The sequence below is a fragment of the Geitlerinema sp. CS-897 genome, from assembly GCF_028368005.1.
In the GTDB taxonomy this organism is placed as follows: domain Bacteria; phylum Cyanobacteriota; class Cyanobacteriia; order Cyanobacteriales; family Geitlerinemataceae; genus Baaleninema; species Baaleninema simplex.
Genome location: NZ_JAQNCQ010000089.1, coordinates 1 through 21,571, shown reverse-complemented (window position 1 = coordinate 21,571; position 21,571 = coordinate 1). Strand labels below are relative to the sequence as shown.

Below are 21,571 nucleotides of genomic sequence, written 5' to 3'. Positions count from 1 at the left end.
AACCGCCCAACCAATTTTTCTGGCTTTCCCGTTTCCTCTGTAGGAATCAGGACTCTTTTGCGTAGTCAACACTCCAGGTCATCTCATCATCCGGTTATCCCCCCTGCTCTCCCTATCATCGCTCGAGGAATTTCATTCCAGTTTCACAATTGCCCGATATCTTAGCAGGCACAGCAACTCTTCACGGCGGATGTCCCATGTCTGTGCCACCTCCCTCACCCCACGAAGACCCCAACGGCTCTCAGGCAGAGGCTCCAGACAGTTTGCTCGCCAATCTAGAGCCGTCTCAACACCCGATACCCGATTCGACCTCACCTCAATTGGACGCTCCACTCTCGAACTCTCACGCTCCCGAATCGAAATCTTCGCCGTCGCGATGGAGACAGTATGGCAAAGTCTTACTCGGTTTAGGGATTTTTGCAGCTCTCAGCGGCGGTATCCTGTCGATCGCCCAACAGTTCGAGCCGTCCGGTTCGATGGAGGACATGGACGGCCACGATATGTCGGGAATGTCTCACGACGACATGATGCAGGTCAACGGGGCGTTTAATCCAGTTCCCGTGACCGTCGAGGAGGTACAGCCGGGCGAATTTGAAGCGGGTGTTTCCTATACCGGATCGATCGCCCCGTACCAAGAAGCCGTTGTCTATCCCCGAGTGGCCGGACAGTTGACCGACTATTCCGTCTACGTCGGCGATCGCGTCGCCGCCGGTCAAGTCCTCGCACGACTGGCAGCCGAGGAGCGATCGTCGGAACTGGCCGAAGCCGCCGCCGAAGCCGAAACGATGAGCCTCGATTTAGCCGTCAGCCAAGTCGAGATTGACGAACAAGTCCAAGAAATCGCGCGACTCCAAGCCGAACTGAATTATCTCAAACTTCAAAAAGACCGTTTTGCCATGCTGACCGAAGCCGGGGCCACCTCCCAAAACGAGTACGATGTCGTTGCCAGCGAAGTCGCTGCTAAAGAAGCCGCGATCGCAGGCGCCAGAGCCAAACTGGAACGGTTGCGGATGCAAGTCGAACGCGAACGCGCCCGAGTCCGCCAAGCTCGGGCCAGAGTCAACACGGCTTCGGTTATGGAAGGATACACCACCCTACAAGCCCCCATCAGCGGCATCGTCCAAACTCGTATGGTCGATCCCGGCGTCGTCGTCCAACCGGGTATGGGGGTTTTGAAAATTGGCGACTATTCCCGAGTGCGCCTGCAAGCCAACGTCGCCCAGAAAGACGCCGGATACATCCGCATCGGGACGCCCGTACGCGCCCGAGTCCCTGGAGCGACGCAAGTTCCCCTCGAGGGGCAAGTCACCAGTATTTTTCCCCAAACCAACAACGAGACGCGCACGGTTACAGTCGAAGCCCTAGTGGAGAATCCTCAAGGCCGCCTGTTATCGGGACAGTTTTTAGAAATGACCCTGCTGACCGAACAGAAGAACAACACCCTGTCCGTCCCTCAAACTGCCGTCGTCGAGTTCGATGGCGAGACTTCTGTGTGGGTGATGGAGGGAACGACCGCCCGACGTCACACCGTCGAAACGGGGATGGTAAACGGCGATCGCATTGAAATTACCAGCGGTTTGCATCCGGGCGATCGCGCGATTACCTCCGGTCACAGCCGTCTCGTTCCCGGCGTCCGGGTGGCAGTGGTCGATGAGGACGGAAACCCCGTTCCCATGCTGGGAGACAGCAGCCAGGGCAACGTTAACGTGGCGATCGTCGATCGCGATGCGAACCAAAGTTTCGCTAAGGGAAGCGCAGAATTCGTCTTAGAAGTGCGCGACCCCGAAACGCAAGATCCCCTCGCCGTCGAGGAGGTGACGGTCGATATCACCATGCCCATGCCGAATATGGCACCGATGACCACCCTAGTCGATGTCGAACCCACCGGCCGACCCGGACAGTTTCGAGTCGAAACCCATTTCGGTATGGCGGGGGAATGGCACATCGCCGTCGAAGTCAACGAGGGCGATCGCACCGGTCAAACGTTAACGATCGTGTCGGTGGAATAAGGTTTCGAGTTTCTCGGGGCATTTTCCACTCTCACACTTCGTTCGTTCCTCAATCCCCTTCGCAATTAACTACAGTTGAGATATTCGATGAAAAAATTCTTCTTTCTCTGGATTGCCGTTGCCGTCTTAACCGCAGCTTGCAGCAACAACGCACCGACCGACAGCGATACGGCTGCCGATACCGCCGCCACGACGACCGATACCGCAGCAAATACCGACGCTTCGACCGCAGAAGACGGAGTGGCGATCGCCCTGGTTTCCCCCGAGGACGGTTCGGTGCCGATGGGCGATGCGGAATTCGTCGTGGAGGCGATCGATCCTGCCACCAACGAACCCGTTCCCGTCGAAGACTTACAAGTCGAATTTTGGATGGAAATGGAGGGAACCGAACCCATGACCGCCATGTCCAAAGTCGAACCGGGCGATCGGCCCGGACAGTATAAAGTCCGAACCAACCTCGGCATGGTGGGCGCGTGGGTGATGGAAGTCGAATCCGCCGATCCCGCCCTATCGGGAGAAAAAGCTTTCGATATCACCGTGGTCGAAAGCGGAAATTGATGATGTGTCGGTGCGTTTCCCGGTAAGACAACATTAATCGGATTTCCGCCCGATTTTCCGACTGCGAGATGCACCCTTGTATGTGGGCGGTGTTGGGCGGTGCGTGACGATTTATGGGTCTCAAGCGTTCCACCCTATTTTTCAAGTCACGCACCCTACCGCTCTCCTCTTTTGCCTCTTGCCTTTTGCCTTCTCCCATGAAAAGCGCCCTAACCCGCTGGTCGATCGCCAATCCGGTCGTAGTGGCCGCACTGTACGTTGCAGTGGTCGTGCTGTCAGTCCTGACGCTGATTCTGCTTCCCGTGCGGATGATGCCTTACGTCGAAAGTCCCTTGGTTTCCATCGTCACGATGGCACCGGGGTCGTCGCCGCAGGAAGTCGAAACCTATATTAGCAAGCCCATCGAGCAACGCATGACGGTACTCGACGGCGTGCGCTTCGTGCGCTCTAGCTCCCAGCAAGATATGTCTCTGGTGACGATTCAGTTCGCCTGGGGAGACGACATCGATAAAGCGGTGCAGTCCGTACAAAGCCTGATGACGGCGACCGAGGGAGATATTCGACTCGATGGGTTTAATTCCCGGTCTTACTGGGTTTTGCCCATCGACCCCTTGAACCGTCCGGTATTGACCTTGGCACTGCGAGGAGAAGGGTGGGATCCAGTACAACTGCGGGAGTTTGCGGACAATCACTTGGTCGATCGCCTGACTCAAGTTCCAAAAGTCCAAGCCGTATCGATTTTTGGGGGTTATCAGCGACAATTGCAAGTCGAGATCGATCGCCAGAAACTGGCCGCCTACGGGCTGTCGATTTTGCAAGTGCGAGACGCCATCGATGCGAACAACGTCAGTCAGGGGGCTGGGGTTCTCACTCAAGGCGATTCGGAGATTCTGGTACGAGCAGATAAGCGGGCGCTGAGTGCGTCAGACGTGGCTGGCTACCCGGTGTTAGAGCAGAACGGGCAAGTGGTCTACGTGCGCGACGTGGCGACCGTCAAAGATACTTTTGAAGAGCGGCGCAGCGGCTATCGCTACAACGGTCGGGCGGCGTTGGCGGTCAACGTGATTCAAAAGCCAGACTCGAGTTCTCCCGATGTCATCGAGCGGGTTCGGGCAGAATTAGACAAGATTCAGGCGGAAAATCCCGGTCTGAGCTTTGAAGCGGCTTACGATAACTCGTATCTGGTCGATATTATTCTCGATAGCACCTTTCAGGAGTTGCTGATTAGCGTCTTGCTGGCGGGAATTGTCATCGCCGTATTTCTCGAAGATTTCCGCGCCACGGCGATTATTACGATCTCGATTCCCATGACGCTGGCACTTTCGATGCTACCGTTCGCTCCCATCGGAATGTCCCTTAACTCTTCGACGCTGATCGGCATGATGATGGCGATCGGAAAGTTAGTCGACGACTCGATTATCGTCATCGATTCGATCGATCGTAAGCTTCAAGAGGGACTGACCCCTATACGGGCAGCGGTTCGCGGCACGGAAGAGGTGTTTCTCGCCAGTGCGGCCGCCAGTTGCGTGATGATTGCGGCCTTGCTTCCCACCATTTTGGCGGGGGGGCTGACGGGGCTGATGTTTGTCGGTCTGGTTTGGCCGATGGTCTTTGCTTTTGTCGCCTCTCTGCTGGTGTCGATTACGCTGATTCCGCTAATTGCGGCGTTTGTTTTGAAACCGCCTCAAGCCAGATCGCGAAAAACCTGGCTTCAGTGGTTGACAACTCCCGTTCGCGTCGGATTTCGTCAATTGGAACGGGGTTACGGATGGCTGCTCGATCGCTGTTTGAACTATCGAGAAATTACTTTGGCGATCGCGGGCGCGTCCTTCGTCCTGGCAGCCGTTCTCTATCCCTTCGTTCCCCAGGAAATGATGCCGCTGGGAGATTCAGGTCAGTTTATGGCATCTCTGGAAATGGAACCGGGAACCTCGTTTGCCAAAACCGACGAAAGTACCTATCGCTTCGAGCAGATTTTACTGGCACAGCCCGACATTGCCAAAGTCTCGTCTCAAACGGGTTTCGAGTTGACGCGCAACAGTACGTACTTTAGCGGGTACAGCATGGGAAACGTCAATTCAGCGTCTCTTATCGTGACGTTGAAAGACGATCGCGATCGCGAAATTTGGGAAATTATGGATAGCGTCGAGGCCGAAGCTCGCCGCACCCTCCCCGGTTTGCGTCGAATTGCTCTCAAAGAGATGGGGGTTGACGTGATGGCGACCTCGGCTGCACCGATTCAGCTAGCGGTGTACGGCGACGATTTGGAGGTATTGCATCGTCTGGCGAACGACGTACTGGATATTGCGAAGGATACCCCCGGTTTGGTCATGCCTCAAACGAGTTCGGCGTTGACCCAGCCGGAATATCAGCTCGAAGTAGACCGTCGCCGCGCCGAGGAACTCGGACTCAGCGTACGGGCGATCGCCGAACAAGCTCGCTACGCCTTGAACGGCGGTTATACCCGGCGATCGTACAATCTTCCCAACCTGCGGCAAAACTCGATTTTGGTGCGTTACGAGCAAGAAGACCGAGGCACGTTAGACAATCTCGCCGGAACCTACATGACGACGCCGATGGGTCGACAGGTTCCGCTCAATACCGTGGCGAGTTTGGAACGGCGAAACGGCCCGACTCTCATCGAACATCTCAACGGTAAGCGGGTGGTGTACGTCAACGGCTACTATCGCAAGGGCGGCCCCGCATCGATGGATTTGTCGATGGCGATCGCCATGCGAGCGGGTCGGGAACTCACGTTTCCCCCCGGTTACGGCATCGATTCAATGGGCGATATGACGGACATGATGTTGGAGTTCGATCGCTTGTTGAAGGGTCTGCTCGTCTCGTTGGTGCTGATTTATTTGATTTTGGTGATTCAGTTCGGTTCCTTCGTTCAGCCGCTGGTGATGATGTTATCGGTTCCCTTGCAGTTGGTGGGGGTGTTCGGTGGGTTGATTTTGGCCCGACAAACCCTGTCTACTGTGTCGATTTTGGGCATCGTGATTCTGTCGGGGTTATCCCTGTCAGCGGCGATTCTGCTGCTCGAGTTAATTCTCGCGAAACGAGAGGAAGGGGTTCCCCGAGATGAAGCGATTCGCATGGCGGGGCCGACCCGCTTGAAAGCCATTACGATGACGACCCTTACCACTGTTATCGTCGTGGTGCGCTTGGCGTTTTTCCCCGAAATCGGCATCGACGCCTATTCTCCGATCGCCACGGTGATTCTGGGGGGATTGCTGTTCTCGACGCTCCTGACTCTCGTTGTAGTACCGGTCGTTTACTCTGTTATCGACGATGTGACGCAATGGCTGAAACCACGGGGACGAAAACGGCAGATCTCGAGAGATCCTCGTTGGGTGGAAAGTCACCCGGCGTTCGATCGACAGGACACCCATGTTTGGGGTAGTAATGAGGAGTAATGCTGCTTCGGTTTTTGAATCCTTGCCACGACAGGATTGTGACTGACCAGCAGATGGGCGCGATGCGTGGCGCGGGAAGACCATTATTGGGGTTTCAGCCACATTTTTCTCGCCCGCGTCACGGCACCCTACGGGCTGTCTTCACTCTTCCCTGAATATCCGCCGCCGCCGGGGGTTTCGATGATGAACGTGTCGCCGGGATTCATTTCGACGATCGCCGTTCCGCCGAATTCCTCGATCGCTCCGTCGCGACGCCGCACCCAATTTCGCCCGGTGGCACCGTTTTCACCGCCGCACAACCCCGCAGGAGGCACGATGCGATGACTCGAGAGGATGGCTGCGGTCATAGGTTCTAAAAAGCGAATTTGACGCACGACGCCGTTACCGCCTCGAAATTGACCGTTGCCGCCACTTCCTTCGCGAATGGCAAATTTATCTAAAAGTACCGGAAAGCGCCATTCTAGAACCTCTGGATCGGTCAGATGTGAATTTGTCATGTGGGTATGCACCCCATCTGTGCCGTGGAAGCCGTTTCCAGCACCGGAACCGCCGCAAATGGTTTCGTAATACTGATAGGTCGTGCTACCAAAGGTGAAGTTGTTCATGGTGCCTTGAGAACCGGCTAATATGCCTAACGCACCGTACAGAGCATCGGTAATGAGTTGGGAGGTTTCGACGTTTCCCGCTACCACGGCCGCTGGAGGTTTGGGATCGAGCAAACAGCCTTCGGGAACGATAATCTCGAGAGGTTTCAAACATCCTGCATTGAGGGGAATGTCATCGTCAACTAGGGTGCGGAAGACGTAGAGAACGGCTGCTTTGCAGACGGCACGCGGGGCGTTAAAGTTACTGTCGACCTGCGGCGAAGTCCCTGTAAAATCGATTTTTGCGGCTTTCTCTTCAGAGTCGATCGTGATTTCGACATAAATTTTCTCGCCGGTATCGAGAGACATTTCAAAGCGACCGTCTTTTAACACTGAAATGGCACGACGTACGGAGGCTTCTGCGTTATCTTGTACGTATTGCATATAGGATTTTACAGTTTTTAAGCCGTAAGTTTTGATGGTTTTTAATAGTTCTCGAACGCCTTTTTCGTTTGCTGCAATTTGGGCTTGCAAGTCGGCGATATTTTGTGTGGAATTGCGAACGGGATAGTTTCCTGAATTGAGAATTTCGAGTAATTTTTTTTCGCGAAATACACCGTTTTCAACGAGAAGAAAATTATCGATCAGAATGCCTTCTTCATCTACAAGGTGACTGTTTGGGGGCATGGAACCCGGTGTCTTGCCGCCAATGTCGGCATGGTGTCCCCGAGAGGCGACGTAAAATAGAGGAGAATTTGAGTTAGATGAATCCTCGGGAAAGACTGGGGTAACGACAGTGATGTCGGGGAGGTGAGTTCCACCGTTGTAGGGGTTGTTGAGAACGTAGACATCGCCCCGTTTGAGGTGGTTTCCCCTCTCGGAAATTAACGCCCGAACGCTTTCACTCATAGAACCCAAGTGAACTGGGATGTGGGGGGCGTTGGCGACGAGTTCGCCGTCACTGTCGAAAATCGCACAGGAGAAGTCGAGGCGTTCTTTAATGTTGACGGAGGTACTGGTGTTTTGTAGCGTTACCCCCATCTGTTCGGCGATCGAGCGAAATAGATTGTTGAAAATCTCCAACATCACGGGATCGGCTTTTGACCGGTCGATGTCGGGGGTGTCCGTCTCGGAGGCGGCGACGCGACGGGTGAGAACGAGATGGTTTTGAGGGGTGAGTTCGGCTTCCCAGGCGAGTTCGATGACGTTGGTTCCCGTATGTTCGACGACGATCGCCGGACCGACGACGCGATCGCCCGGTTGTAAATCTTCCCGTCGGTAAACGGGAGTGTCTCGCCACGCATCCGATAAATACGTCGAGACGGTGGCGATGGGTTGGGGTCGGCGGTCGTCTCGCCGCGTTATCTGGGGTTCGTCGGGGGTGTCGCTGGGGCGAACCACTTCTACCGAAACCGAATCGATAACGAGGGGTTTGTCCGCCATGAGAAAGCCGTAACGCTGGCGGTGAACGCGATCGAACTCCGCTTTCATGGCGTCGATATCCCCGAAATCGACGATGAGGGTGGAATCGGTTCCTTGGTATTTCAGATGGACTTTGTGGAGGGTTTCGGTGGGAGGGGGAAAGTCAACATCGAACAGTTCGTCTCTCGCCGCCTGTTCCAACTCTTCTAACGTGGAGGTTAACAACCCTATCGCCTCGTCGGTCAGTTGGACTTCGAGGGATTTTTCCTTTAAATTGCGAACGTCGGCCAGTCCCATTCCATAAGCTGAGAGAACCCCGGCGTAAGGATGGATGAAGATGCGATCGATCCCCAAGGATTCCGCGATCGCGCAGGCGTGTTGTCCCCCCGCCCCGCCGAAACAGCAAAGGGTATAGTGAGAGACATCGTACCCCCGTTGCAGCGAAATCTTTTTAATGGCGTTGGCCATTTTCTCCACCGCGATGGCGAGAAATCCCGACGCTACCTGTTCCGGGGTTCGCGTGTCTCCCGTCGCCTCGTAAATCTCCCGAGACAGGCGATCGAACTTTTCGCGAACGATATCCTTATCCAGCGGTAAATTTCCCTCCAGTCCGAATACCGCCGGGAAAAACTGCGGCTGAATTTTCCCCAATAACACGTTGCAATCCGTCACCGCCAAGGGGCCGCCTCGTCGGTAACAGGCCGGCCCCGGATTCGCCCCAGCCGAGTCGGGGCCGACGCGATAGCGGGAACCGTCGAAGTTGAGGACGCTTCCACCCCCAGCGGCGACGGTGTGAATCGACATCATCGGCGTTCGCAACCGCACCCCCGCCACTTCCGTCTCGAAAGTGCGTTCGTATTCCACCGTTTGACCCGGTTCTCCGGCGTAGTGGGCGACATCGGTGGAGGTTCCCCCCATATCGAAGGTGACGATTTTGTGGAATCCCGCCCGGATGCTGGTTTGCACGGCTCCGACGATTCCCCCCGCCGGACCCGAGAGGATGCTATCTTTCCCTTGGAATTGCGAGGCTGGGGACAGTCCGCCATTCGACTGCATGAATTCTAGGCGTTCGTCCGACGGAGAGGAAAACAGCGAGCGACTCACGCGATCGACGTAGCGGCGTAAAATCGGCGAGAGATAGGCATCGACAACGGTGGTGTCGCCGCGACTGACGAGTTTCATCAGCGGACTGACGGCGTGGGAGGTACTGATTTGCGTAAAGCCAATGTCGGCGGCGATTTCGGCGATGCGGCGTTCGTGGCGAGGGTAGCGGTAGCCGTGCATCAGGGCGATCGCGCAACTGCGAATTCCGTCATCGTAAGCCTGTTGCAGTTGCGAGATTAAGTCGGTTTCGTTGAGAGGTGTCAGCACCGTTCCGTCGGCGGCGTGGCGTTCTTCGACTTCGATCGCCCGTTCGTAGAGCATCTGCGGTAAGACGATTTCGCGGGCGAAGATATCGGGACGGTTTTGATAGCCGATGCGGAGGGCGTCTCGGAAGCCTTGGGTGATGACGAGAACCGTTCGATCGCCTTTGTGTTCGAGGAGGGCGTTGGTGGCGACGGTGGTTCCCATGCGAACGTCTGAAATGTCGCCTTCGGGAATCGCTTCCTCGGGTTGAAGCTGCAAGAGGTCGCGAATGCCCTGCACGGCGGCGTCGGCATAGCGATCGGGGTTTTCGGAGAGTAACTTATGGGTGACGATCGATCCGTCGGGACTTTTGGCGACGACATCCGTAAAGGTTCCGCCGCGATCGATCCAAAATTGCCAGCCGTTGCGATTTGTCATCTCTTTTGCTCCCACTCTTTATCGCTTGCGTGACAAAATGGCACTTTTCAAACCTGTTGCTCAATATGCTGTAAAAGTAGCGTTCCCGTCAAGTATTTTCGAGTAATTCAAATGCGACGTCTGAGGGTCGTAACGATCGCTTGTCATTGAGCGATCGCGAAGCTTTACCTACACGAGCGAGATCGCGATCGTCGAATAAGCTGGTAGTACTCCTGTTGTCTTTGTTAAAACGATCGTATGCTCGAAAGTGCCGCGCGTCGCTCCCGAGATCGCGCTCCTCAAACTGCGTTTGATGCCTGGCTGTTGGTTGCGATCGGGGGGCTAGTACTGTTTCCTAGCACTGTTCTGGCTCAAATCGTTCCTGACGCTACACTCCCCAATCCGTCGCAGGTGTCGGTTGAAGGCGTCAGAACCACGATCGACGGCGGCACGATTTCGGGAACGCACCTCTTTCACAGCTTTGAGGCGTTTTCTATTCCTACCAATACTGAAGCTGTATTTAACACGACTGTGGCGATCGAAAATATCGTGACTCGCGTAACGGGAGGCGAAATTTCTTACATCGACGGTTTGCTTGAAATCCAGGGAACCGCGAATTTTTACATTCTCAATCCTAACGGTATCGTCTTTGGTGAAAACGCTCGTTTAGACTTCGATGGGGCGTTTTTCGCCAGTACCGCCGACCGTCTCGTTTTCGATAACGGTGTCGAGTTTCGTGCCGATAATTCTGCTTCGGCATCGCTACTTACGGTCAACGTTCCTCTGGGGGTACAAATGGGTGAAACTCCCGATAACGTGCGTGTTGAAGGTCGCGATCGCGATCTCGTTTTCGACAGGAACAGGTTCCAGTTTCTGCGCGACGGTCGCCCCTCGAAATTGCAGGTGTCGGCGGGTGAAACCCTATCGTCAATCGGGGGCAACGTCCGTATCGACGCGAATATTACGGACACGGATCGTTTGGCAACCTCCCGGGATCTGACCGCTATCCTCGATCTCGGGATTTCCTCGAACGACATCGTTGTCCTGCAACAACTCGAAGTCGAAACGACGAATCAGTTTCTACGCTTTCCCGAGGACCCTCTCGACGTATCGGGACTAATTTTCAATCCCTGTTCGGCGTTCGAGGCCGGAAGTTCCTTTGTCGTTAGCGGACGCGGCGGACTCCCAGCAGATCCTCTCGAATTCGTGATACCGGTGTCTCTGTGGCGAGATCTGCGAGCGATCGCCGAATCTGAAGCATTTGACAGCGAATGGGTTGAAGAGGACAGGTCGCGCGAGGTGGGGTCGGACGTTTCCCCGATGGAGGAATTGTCTTGGGTCGAAGCTGATGGCTGGCAGAGGGGAGAAACTGGCGAGATCGAGCTGGTCAGCCAATACGACACGGGGGCGATCGCGCCTCCTTTAAGCTGCACCCAAATCCCATAACGCGATCGATATCACGACCTCGACGGGTTCGCGATCGCGAGAAACGCTCCGAAACATCACGCTGTCAAAGCGAAGCGAGTCACCGCGAACCGGCAGAAATCCAGCGATACTAAAAGCATCGAGTTCAGAGGCAGCACAATGTTCCCCCAACTTCAACTTCTCCCCGGCGCAATTTCCGATATCCTCGCTTCCGTCACCGAAACGGGGTTCCTAACAGTCAGCGATCGCTACGGTTTAATGGCAGCCGTTCTCGACGACAGCCTCGACGAAACCGATCGCCGCTCGGCGAACCGCCTCTTGCGAGCGGTGTTGCGCGGACGGGTGCAGATTGAAGACGAACTTTGTGTGGCTTAAGCCCTACCTCTGAACTCGACAATTTTCCTCTATACCTCTGATGCAATAGTTCCTCTGACCCTCCCGAGTGATGCCGGGAGGCTTTTTTTTAGGGGAGAGGGGAGAGTGAAGAGGGGAGAGTGGGAACAGTCGATCGTTTCACCTCATCTCAAACGTCCCGTATCTTACACTAGGCTCTGTTGGAGTGTTGGACTGTGAGGAGGAACGGATATGCTCAGTTGGGAGCGTATTTGCAAAATTACGGACGAGCCGAATCTCGAGGAGAGGATTCGCGATCGCGCTTGGGTAGAAATCGATTTGTCTGCCCTCGATCGCAACGTTCGCAACTTGCGCCGCTTGTTATCTCCCCAAACGGCGTTTATGGCCGTCGTGAAAGCCGACGCTTACGGACACGGGGCGATTCCCGTAGCGCAAACGGTTCTCGAGGCCGGGGCCGATTGGTTGGGCGTCGCGACGGTTTCTGAAGGCATCGAACTGCGTCAGGCGGGGATTTCTGCACCGATTTTGGTGTTGGGGGCGACGACGACCGCCGAACAATTACGCGCTCTGGTTCGTTGGCAGTTACAGCCGACGCTCTGTAGCCCGAAACAGGCATTGGTGTTTTCAGAACACCTGTCTGGCGAGGAGACACCGCTCTCGGTTCACCTGAAACTCGATACGGGAATGTCTCGATTGGGGGTCTCTTGGGACGAGGCGATCGCTTTCGTGCAGTTGGTGCGCCGTCTGCCCAATCTTCAGATCGCCAGTGTCTATTCTCACCTGGCCGCGGCCGACGATCGCGATCCGACGGTCACGAACCGACAGCACCAACGTTTCGAGACGGCGATCGCGCGTTTGAAAGCGGCGAAGGTTCCTTTACCCTGTCTGCATCTGAGCAATTCTGCGGCCACCTTGTCCTCTCCCACCTTTCATTACGATCTCGTGCGGCTGGGTTTGGCACTGTACGGACTCTATCCCGCCCCTCATTTTAAATCCACGGTCGAGCTGTCTCCCGTGATGCAGGTTAAGGCGCGGGTTACGCAGGTGAAAACGGTTCCGCCGGGAACGGGGGTCAGTTACGGCCATCAGTTCGTCACTCAACGGACGACGCGCTTGGCTGTTGTCGGCATCGGTTACGCCGATGGCGTTCCCCGCAATCTTTCCAACCGCATGGAGGTGTTGCTGTCGCGTCGGGGACGCGTTTGGCGGATTCCCCAAGTCGGAGCGATTACGATGGACCAACTCATGCTCGATGTCACTGACGTTCCCGAGGTACGCGTCGGCGATGTGGTGACGGTGTTAGGTCGTGTTGGCAGCGATCGCATTTCTGCTGAAGACTGGGCGATCGCCCTGGATACAATTTCCTGGGAAATTCTGTGTGGGTTCAAACATCGATTACCTCGCATCAAAGTTTAGGATGGCGACAGGCCGTCTTTTGAAAAAAGTTTGGCCGGTTCCCCGATTTGCGGCCGCGCGATCGATAGAAGAAATGGTGTCGATCGCGATCGCGCGGTTCGACCGAATAGTATTTCGTTCTCCCCCGGCAGACACTTAAGATTGAATAAGAGCGATCGCATTCGATCGTTTGCAGCAAACTGCTTTACTCAACTTTGGCATCTGCCCTCACACCACCCATCATGCAGATTCAAAAGAATTCCGATCCGCTAACGGGAACGCACGACGACGCCCAATATCGAGAACTTCGATCTCGCTTGCAAGAAATTCGCGATCTTCAAGCCGCCGCTTCGGTTTTGAAATGGGATCGCGCGACGTATATGCCGGCCGGGGGGGCGGTGGCACGAGGGCAGCAAATGGCGACGTTGAGAAAACTCGCTCACGACAAGCTCACCGATCCGGCGTTGGGAGAACTCCTCGAAAACCTTCGAGACTTCGAGCGCAGTTGGCCTTACGAGTCCGACGAGGCCAGTATCGTTCGCTTAGCCCGTCGCGATTTCGATCGCGCCAGTCGGATTCCGTCGTCTTTTATCGCTACCCTCGCCAGCCATCAGACTGAGACTTACATGGCTTGGTCTCGGGCTAAACCCGAGGGAAATTTCGAGGCGGTGCGGCCGTTTCTTGAAAAAACGCTGGAGTTAAGCCGACAGTGGGCGAGTTTTTTTCCTGAGAGCGATCGCGTGGCCGATCCGCTGATTGCGGAGGAGGACGAGGGTATGACGACGCAAACGATTCAGGGACTGTTCGAGACGCTGCGATCGCAGTTGGTTCCCCTCGTCGATGCGATCGCCGAACGACCGCCACTCGACGATCGTATTCTCTCTCAAGATTTCGACGAGACGACGCAGCTTAATTTCTGTTATAAGGTCATCGATCGCGTGGGCTACGATTTCGATCGCGGTCGGCTCGATCGCACCCTCCACCCGTTCGCCACTCGCTTGTCTCACGGCGACGTTCGCATTGCTACCCGCGTTCGTCCGAACCAACTGACTGAAAGTCTCTTCAGCAGTCTTCACGAAATGGGACACGCGCTGTACGAGCAGGGCATCGATCCTGTGTTGGACGGAACGCCTTTGGCTCGGGGAACCTCGGCCGGAATGCACGAAGGTCAAGCTCGGTTGTGGGAAAATTTTATCGGACGCTCTCGGGCGTTTTGGGAATGTTTCTATCCTTGGCTGCAAGGGATGTTTTTACGCCAGTTGGGCCAAGTTCCCGTCAACGACTTCTATCGGGCGATCAATAAAGTCGAACGGACTCCGATTCGTACTGCCGCCGACGAGGTGACTTACAATTTACACGCGATCGTTCGCTTCGATTTGGAAGTGGCGATGTTGGAAGGACATTTAGCGGTTAAAGATCTCCCCGAGGCTTGGAACGAACGCTATCGCCAAGATTTGGGCATCGTTCCTCAAAATCACACTGAAGGCGTTTTACAAGACGTGCATTGGTTCGTCGAAACGATCGGCGGACAGTTCCAGGGCTATACGCTGGGAAACCTTATTGCCGCGCAGTTGTACGAGTCGGCTTTGAAAATTCACCCGGAAATTCCCGTCGATATCGAACGGGGTAATTTCGAGACGCTTCATGGTTGGTTGCGACGCAATATTTACCGCCACGGCCGTAAGTTCACGGCGAACGAGTCGATCTTGCGCGTGACCGGCAAGCCACTTCACGTCGATCCGTTTATTCGTTACCTTCGTCGAAAGTATGGGGATTTATATGAGATCGCTTGGGATTGAAGGGGCGATCGTGAGTTGACTAATAAATCAAGTGTATAGTCAGGATGAACCATTAAGCTATACCTTGATTGTCGCGCTCTCCCAGAGATTTGTCAACCCTCGGGTGCGATCGCGAATTTATCAATAAAATTGAATTTTTAGTCAAAAAACGAACGTTACAGGTCGCGATGCGTGAGGCGAGCGATCGAACATCGACGACTGCCAGCGGGCAAAACAGGCTGCTATCATATCCAATAATGTGGGACTGTGGCTCAGAAGGATAGAGCAAGCGCCTCCTAAGCGCTAGGTCGCGGGTTCGAATCCCGCCAGTCCCGCTTTTACAGCGAGCAGCGAGCAGTGAGGACTGTTGACAGTTTCTCATCCCCAGGCGAAGTTGCTGCTAAGGTTGCGGGTGGGAGCGAGAAGGCGATCGGGGCGATCGATTTCGACGATCGCGCCATTGTCGATGAGGATAGAGCGATCGGCCAGTTCTAAGGCTTCTCCTCGGGAGTGGGTGACCAGGAGTAGGGGGATATTTAACTGGCGTTGCAGGCGTTTGAGGGTTTGTTGTAACTCGGTTCGCAGTTCGCCGTCGAGGGCGCTAAAGGGTTCGTCGAGCAGGAGAATTTGGGGATCGCAGGCCAGGGCGCGAGCGATGGCGACTCGTTGGGCTTGTCCCCCGGAAATGTGGGTGACGGCGCGATCGAGTAACGGTTCGAGATGCAGCCACGCAGCGAGTTCTCGGACTCGCTGCTGTCGTTGGCGTTTTTTTAGCCGTTCGAGGGGGAATCCGATATTTTGGGCGACGTTGAGATGGGGAAACAGAGCGTAACTTTGGAAAACGTATCCGATGGGACGACGGTGAGGGGGAAGCGCGATCGCTCGCCGACTGTCGAACAGGGGAAGTCCATCGAGGACAATGCGTCCGCAATCGGGGGTCAGGAGTCCGGCGATCGCATTGAGGAGGGAACTTTTTCCGCATCCAGAGGGGCCGAACAACACCACCAGTTCGCGATCGACTCGAAAGGACACGTCGAGCTGAAACGGGAGAACGTCAGTGTTGGAGCGATCGAAAGTCTTCGTCAGAGAAACGTCGAGCATGAACTCAGTATCGATCGGGGCGATCGGGTTGTACCACGGGAGATCGCTCCAAAACTGTCCTTGACGAACGGTTGGGGATTTTTGGGATCGGAGACAGACGAGGCGATCGCTCTGTTTTTGGGTAAGTAAAAATACTGATTTCTCGAAGAGAAATTGTGATATCGGGAGCAGCAAGTTATGTTTTCACAATTTTTGCGTCCAAACTGGATGCGATCGCGTGGTGTAGCCAGCAATCTAACCCGATCTCGGACTAGCGCTTGAAGCGTTAGACTCGCAATGTTTCGCGAAAATACAAAATTAGAAATCCTGAAGCTTCACTTTCAATTTTTGAATCACGAAACTTTCAAATAAGACTGCCACTTTTTCCCACAATTGTTACAATAAGTTAACTTCTATCCCAAACCTTGCTTATGCTTGTCTATCTGCCAGAGGCTGCAACGTCTGACAGACCGGCCGCGCAGAACACGCGAGCGCTGAAAACTGTATTCCGGAACCTGACCGAAGACAGTTGCCCGAAACACTACAACTTCCACATGCATACCGTATGTTCTGACGGCCGCCTGCGTCCCGAAGCCGTCATGGAACAAGCTGTCACCATCGGACTCAAAGGCTTAGCGATTACCGACCACCACAGCGCCGACGGGTATCACCGCGCCCAAGATTGGCTCGATCGATGGCAGCGATCGGTTCCGGAGGCTCACGCACCGCATCTATGGACGGGTGTAGAAATCAACGCCGATCTCCTCGGAGCAGAAGTTCACATTCTCGGGTACGGTTACAATCCCAGTCGCCGAGAAATCCGCCCCTACCTGCAAGGAAAAAAAGTCAGCGGAAAAGCTTTCAAAGCCGAGCGTGTCATCGACTCCATTCATGCAGCCGGAGGCTTAGCCGTCTTAGCGCACCCCGGTCGCTATCGCCGCCCTGCATCGAAGTTAATTCCAGCGGCGGCAAAACTGGGAATCGACGGAGCAGAAGCGTACTACGCTTACAACAACCCCGATCCCTGGCGTCCGAGCCGTCAAACCACCGCCCAAGTCAAGCAACTCAACGCCCAACACGGACTGTTCGACACCTGTGGCACCGATACCCACGGCTTGAGTCTGCTGCGTCGAATGTAGTTTCAGTCACCCGTGGCAGTGGTAGGGTGCTGTGACGCGGCTAGGAAAGGCGGCCGAAGTCCGAAACATTTGATGTTACCGCGTCACGCACCTTTTACAGTGAGCTCCCCCTCTCCCTGTCTTCACTCTTCACTCTTCCCTCTTCCCTGAAAAAGCTCCCCTGCTCGAATTACTCCGTCAGCCCGTGTTCGAGGGCGTAACGCACGAGTTCCGTGCGGCTGTTGGTTCCGGTTTTGCTAAAAAGGCGGCTGACATATTTCTCGACGTTGCGAACGCTGGTATCGAGACGACTGGCGATTTCTTTGTTCATCAACCCTTGCGCCACCAATTGCAACACGCTTTCTTCTCGGGGCGTAAAATCGATGTCGAGGGGGGCGCTTTTTTGGGGAATGGCGTTTTTGTGGGTTAGTAACTCTTTGATTTCCTGAATTTGTCGCGCGAGAGTTGCCAAATCTGGGGGTTCGCCTTCTTCGGTGCTTTCAGTGGCCGCCGCGCGGCGTTCGAGGAGGTTTTCAACCACCGCCACCAGTTCGTCGGGATCGAAGGGTTTGGAAATATAAGCGTCACAACGGGCTTGATATCCTTGGATGCGATCGGAAGTCATCCCCCGCGCCGTGAGAAACACCACTGGAAGCGCTCGGAATCGGGGATCTTCCCGCATCTGTTTGAGAAGCTGATAGCCGTCGATTTCCGGCATCATAATGTCGGTGATGACTAAATCGGGATCTTCTTGCTGGAGTTTTTCCCACCCCTCTTGACCGTTCGTCGCCACGACCACGGTAAAGCCGCTATCGGCGAGATAGGCTTGGACGGCTTCTCGAAGTCCCGGTTCGTCATCGACTAATAACAATTTCGCTGACATTGGCGAATCCTTAAGTTGCGAATCCTCTTAGATCTAGAATACCGCTCGTTTTAAGGGCCGGAGATCCCAAAATCAAAGTTATCAGCTTCGACGGGCGATCGATCGCCTCGAGACGAGTCGGGCGTCCACGTGATTGCTAAAAATCTCCCAAAGCCTGACGCCTCGAACGCCCGAGGCGTCTTATGATGTTTGGGGTGCGTGCTACGGAGGCAATGTTGAGCCGTCCCGTAGCGATAGTGTCGCTCTGCGTAATGTGGCTACAGGAGAACTGAGAGATGTCTAGATCTGACACGACGATCGCTGCGATCGACGCCTGGGAAATTCTCGATTCCCGAGGACGACCCACGGTAGAAGCAGAAGTCCGCCTCGCCAACGGCGCTGTCGGCGTCGCCAAGGTTCCCAGTGGAGCCTCTACAGGAACGTTTGAAGCGCACGAACTGCGTGATGGGGACTCCCACCGCTACGGTGGAAAAGGCGTTCTCAAGGCAGTGGCAAACGTCAAAGATAAAATTGCCCCCGAACTCGTCGGTAAAGTCGACGCGCTCGAACAAATGAAAATCGATGCGGTCATGTTGCATCGCGACGGTTCGGCGAACAAAGCCAACCTCGGGGCTAACGCCATCCTCGCGGTGTCGCTGGCTAACGCTCGCGCCTGCGCCAGTGCGCTGGATATCCCGCTTTACCGGTATTTGGGCGGTCCTTTGGCGAACCTGCTCCCGGTTCCGATGATGAACGTGATCAACGGGGGCGAACACGCCGCGAACAACATCGACTTTCAGGAATACATGATCGTTCCCGTCGGGGCAGAGTCGTTTAAGGAAGCGCTGCGCTGGGGATCGGAGGTGTTCTCGTCTTTGAGTAAAGTCTTGGACGATAAAGGTTTGCTGACGGGGGTTGGCGATGAGGGAGGATTCGCCCCGAACCTCGGCTCGAATAAGGAAGCGGCGGAATTGCTGATTCAGGCGATCGAACGGGCGGGATACAAACCGGGGGAACAGGTGGCGTTAGCGCTCGACGTAGCCGCCAGTGAGTTTTACAGCGACGGTCAGTATACGTATGACGGCGCGACTCGCTCTCCCGGCGACCTCATCGACTATTTAACGGAGTTGGTCGATAAGTATCCCATCGTGTCCATTGAAGACGGGTTACACGAGGAAGATTGGGACAACTGGGCGAGTTTGACCGATCGCTTGGGTAAACGCTGTCAGCTCGTCGGTGACGATTTGTTTGTGACGAACGCAACCCGCTTGCAGAAAGGTATCGACACCAAAGCCGGTAATGCGATTTTGATTAAGGTCAACCAAATCGGCTCGCTGACGGAAACCCTCGAAACCATCGATTTGGCGACGCGTCATAGTTTCCGGTCGGTCATCAGCCACCGTTCTGGGGAAACGGAGGATACGACGATCGCCGATCTGGCCGTGGCGACGCGAGCCGGACAAATTAAGACGGGATCGCTGTGTCGTAGCGAGCGGATTGCCAAGTACAACCGTCTGCTCCGCATTGAAAGCGAATTGGGCGATCGCGCGGTGTACGCGGGTACGCTCGGCTTAGGTCCGGGCGCAACGGCGTCGTAACCGTACATCTGTTTGGCGCGATCGCGCGGTCTCAAACCTTTGTCAATGGATGATTCGAGAGAGGTGCTGCTACAGTGCCTCTCTTTTTGTGTGTTTCGGGGTGTCGGGGCGATTCGATCGCAATTTTGCGAGGTTTGGTGCCGAGCGATGGGGAACGGATCGCAGGTGACAACAGGAGTGATACTCCATTTTTTTTCCGATAAGCTGGGTTTCAAAAAGTCTGGGTCTTCGGAGTTTGTGACTATAAATGTATGATTTAATACAAAAAATCGAGAATCCGAGAGCCAAAACCTTTGAAGTCTCGTGTAGTCAGTTTTTCTGTCACCCTAAACTCAGAAGAGCCAAATAACTCGCAGTGTATGAAAGAATGGTTCGCTTTGTATTTCACCGGCGATCGATGGCGACGATTAACGTTATTGGTCTGTTTATTCGAACTTATTGTTGAGTTCGACTTAAAGATTTGACCGATCGATTGAAGTAAGCGATCGGTTTTGAACGTCGTCGTCGAGAAATTTAAGGGCTTCTAGGCTTACTCCAAATGACCTTTTAACTTCAAGTAAATATAGGATTCGAGCGTGTGGAATTCAGCCAACTGGCTCAGTCAAGTGACACGGATTTTCACCCAAGAACTTTTTGAGATTGGGAATACATCTGTGTCGATCGTATCGATCGCTTATCTCGTCGTATCTTTGACGATCGCATTATTGCTAACGCGGGGATTGCGGAATTTTTTAAAGTATCGCTTACTCGTTAAATTCGGTATCGACGAGGGAAATCGAGCCGCGATCGCCACCATTTTTAGTTATGGTCTAGGAATCCTGAGTGTCATTGCGGTTTTGCAAATTTTGGGGTTCGACCTATCCTCTCTAGCAGTTGTTGCAGGCGGTTTAGGCGTCGGGATCGGCTTCGGTTTGCAAAATATGGCAAACAACTTCATTAGTGGCGTCACTATTCTAATCGAACGGAAATTAAAAGTCGGAGATTTCATCGAGTTCGATGGTTTGTCTGGCTACATCAAAGAAGTATTTTTGCAATCGACCGTCATTCGCACGCGAGAAGGTGCAGATGTTGTCGTTCCCAACAGTCAGTTAATTTCAAATCGCGTTGTGAATTGGAGTTACGACAACTGTTACGTGGCGAGAGTTCATATTCCAGTTGGTGTCGCTTACGGTAGCGATCCAGTTCAAGTGACAGAAACGCTATTAGTTTGTGCGTATATGGAGCCTTCTGTCGTGTCCGATCCACCGCCCAAAGTGATGTTAAAGGGATTTGGAGATTCCGCGTTACTGTTTGAGTTGTGGGTGTGGGTCGATCGCATCGATCGAGAGCCGTTTATTGTCAGTTCGCTAAATTTTTTCATCGAGTACTACTTACGCCAACAAGGAATTAAAATCCCCTTTCCACAAACAGAAGTTTGGTTTAATTCTCCACAAGCGGCGATCGATTGGAATTCTCCTCCGTTCGGTTCGGTTCGCCTTCATTCTTCACCTCACCACAATACAACAGATTCTATCGGTGTCTCGCTCAGTCATACGCTGCGACAGATTTCCTATTTTGAAAATTTGAACGAGTTACAGTTACGTCAATTAATCGAGCAGGGATGTCGAAAAACTCTATCACCTGGAGATATTTTATTTCAGGAAGGCGAACCGGGTGATGCATTTTATATTGTCATTTTTGGCAAGGTTGAAGTCTATGTCGAACGGCTCGATCGACAGTTAAAACTATTAGATGCAGGTAGCTTTTTCGGCGAACTAGCTTTGATGTTGGGCGTTCCTCGAACAGCATCGGTGCGCGCGTTAGAGCCAACCATTTTATTTAAACTCGATCGCTTTCAGTTCGAGCGGTTGTTGCACCAGCATCCCGAGCTTTACGATGCGATCGTTGCGGGGTTAGAACGACACAAATCCGAACTATCTCGACGCCAACAGGAGTTGCGATCGCTCGGATTAGTCGATGTGGATGAAGACGATAAAAATCCGATCGATTGGGTGAAAAAGCGATTCAAAAATTTATTCAATTTGTAGGCTAAATTAGCATTCTTGAAAAGGTATAGGCTAGACGCGATCGGGTGCATCTCACTTTCGTAAAAACACAAAAATCATGGTAAAATAATATGAGTAGATATATCTAAAAAATTTCAAAATGAACTTAAACTCCGAAGAACGAGAAAAGCTACAAGAACATCTCAAAGCGGTGGCTGAC

At 54.1% G+C, this 21,571-nt stretch carries 13 protein-coding genes and 1 tRNA gene; 11 read left to right on the top strand and 3 right to left on the bottom strand.

The genetic code is table 11. From position 1 onward, the window contains the following. Positions 1-197 precede the first annotated feature (197 nt). From POG22_RS04825 to POG22_RS04815, 3 genes are all read left to right on the top strand, one after another. Complete coding sequence (locus POG22_RS04825) at positions 198-2,009, top strand: efflux RND transporter periplasmic adaptor subunit (RefSeq protein WP_498903920.1); 1,812 nt, start codon at positions 198-200, stop codon at positions 2,007-2,009. Between the two features lie 87 nt (positions 2,010-2,096). After that, the gene (locus tag POG22_RS04820; protein ID WP_498903918.1) at positions 2,097-2,567 is read left to right on the top strand and encodes a FixH family protein; all 471 of its coding nucleotides are present in this window, start codon (positions 2,097-2,099) and stop codon (positions 2,565-2,567) included. A gap of 197 nt (positions 2,568-2,764) precedes the next feature. Continuing rightward, complete coding sequence (locus POG22_RS04815) at positions 2,765-5,986, top strand: efflux RND transporter permease subunit (RefSeq protein ID WP_498903917.1); 3,222 nt, start codon at positions 2,765-2,767, stop codon at positions 5,984-5,986. A gap of 128 nt (positions 5,987-6,114) precedes the next feature. Here the strand turns inward: POG22_RS04815 and POG22_RS04810 are convergent, their stop codons facing one another. Next, the gene (locus POG22_RS04810) at positions 6,115-9,777 is read right to left on the bottom strand and encodes a hydantoinase B/oxoprolinase family protein (protein ID WP_498903916.1); all 3,663 of its coding nucleotides are present in this window, start codon (positions 9,775-9,777) and stop codon (positions 6,115-6,117) included. A gap of 237 nt (positions 9,778-10,014) precedes the next feature. On the opposite strand from POG22_RS04810, the gene POG22_RS04805 reads away from it, so the two are divergent. From POG22_RS04805 to POG22_RS04785, 5 genes are all read left to right on the top strand, one after another. Continuing rightward, the gene (locus tag POG22_RS04805; protein ID WP_498903915.1) at positions 10,015-11,202 is read left to right on the top strand and encodes a filamentous hemagglutinin N-terminal domain-containing protein; all 1,188 of its coding nucleotides are present in this window, start codon (positions 10,015-10,017) and stop codon (positions 11,200-11,202) included. A gap of 138 nt (positions 11,203-11,340) precedes the next feature. After that, positions 11,341-11,556 carry a hypothetical protein gene (locus POG22_RS04800; protein WP_026097622.1) on the top strand — a complete coding sequence of 72 codons (216 nt, stop codon included), beginning with the start codon at positions 11,341-11,343 and terminating at the stop codon, positions 11,554-11,556. A 210-nt stretch (positions 11,557-11,766) separates the two neighbouring features. After that, positions 11,767-12,951: an alanine racemase gene (gene alr / locus POG22_RS04795; RefSeq protein ID WP_017660814.1), complete on the top strand. Its 1,185-nt coding sequence runs from the start codon at positions 11,767-11,769 to the stop codon at positions 12,949-12,951. A gap of 221 nt (positions 12,952-13,172) precedes the next feature. Continuing rightward, positions 13,173-14,729: a carboxypeptidase M32 gene (locus tag POG22_RS04790; protein WP_063715450.1), complete on the top strand. Its 1,557-nt coding sequence runs from the start codon at positions 13,173-13,175 to the stop codon at positions 14,727-14,729. Positions 14,730-14,969: 240 nt separating this feature from the next. Then, positions 14,970-15,043: transfer RNA gene (locus POG22_RS04785), tRNA-Arg, on the top strand. A 43-nt stretch (positions 15,044-15,086) separates the two neighbouring features. Here POG22_RS04785 and POG22_RS04780 read toward each other — a convergent pair. Then, positions 15,087-15,983, bottom strand: coding sequence for an ABC transporter ATP-binding protein (locus POG22_RS04780; RefSeq protein ID WP_498903914.1), 897 nt, complete (start codon positions 15,981-15,983; stop codon positions 15,087-15,089). Between the two features lie 236 nt (positions 15,984-16,219). On the opposite strand from POG22_RS04780, the gene POG22_RS04775 reads away from it, so the two are divergent. Further along, positions 16,220-16,927: a PHP domain-containing protein gene (locus POG22_RS04775; RefSeq protein WP_074170799.1), complete on the top strand. Its 708-nt coding sequence runs from the start codon at positions 16,220-16,222 to the stop codon at positions 16,925-16,927. Between the two features lie 169 nt (positions 16,928-17,096). On the opposite strand, the gene POG22_RS04770 is transcribed toward POG22_RS04775, so the two are convergent. Next, positions 17,097-17,789 (bottom strand): response regulator transcription factor, encoded by a 693-nt coding sequence (locus POG22_RS04770; RefSeq protein ID WP_063715445.1) that lies wholly within the window; start codon positions 17,787-17,789, stop codon positions 17,097-17,099. 275 nt (positions 17,790-18,064) lie between these two features. Between POG22_RS04770 and eno the strand changes: the two genes are divergently transcribed. Together eno and POG22_RS04760 are read left to right on the top strand one after the other, a co-directional pair. Next, positions 18,065-19,366: a phosphopyruvate hydratase gene (gene eno / locus POG22_RS04765; protein WP_498903912.1), complete on the top strand. Its 1,302-nt coding sequence runs from the start codon at positions 18,065-18,067 to the stop codon at positions 19,364-19,366. Positions 19,367-19,941: 575 nt separating this feature from the next. Next, positions 19,942-21,393, top strand: coding sequence for a cyclic nucleotide-binding domain-containing protein (locus POG22_RS04760; protein WP_498903910.1), 1,452 nt, complete (start codon positions 19,942-19,944; stop codon positions 21,391-21,393). Positions 21,394-21,571: the final 178 nt, after the last annotated feature.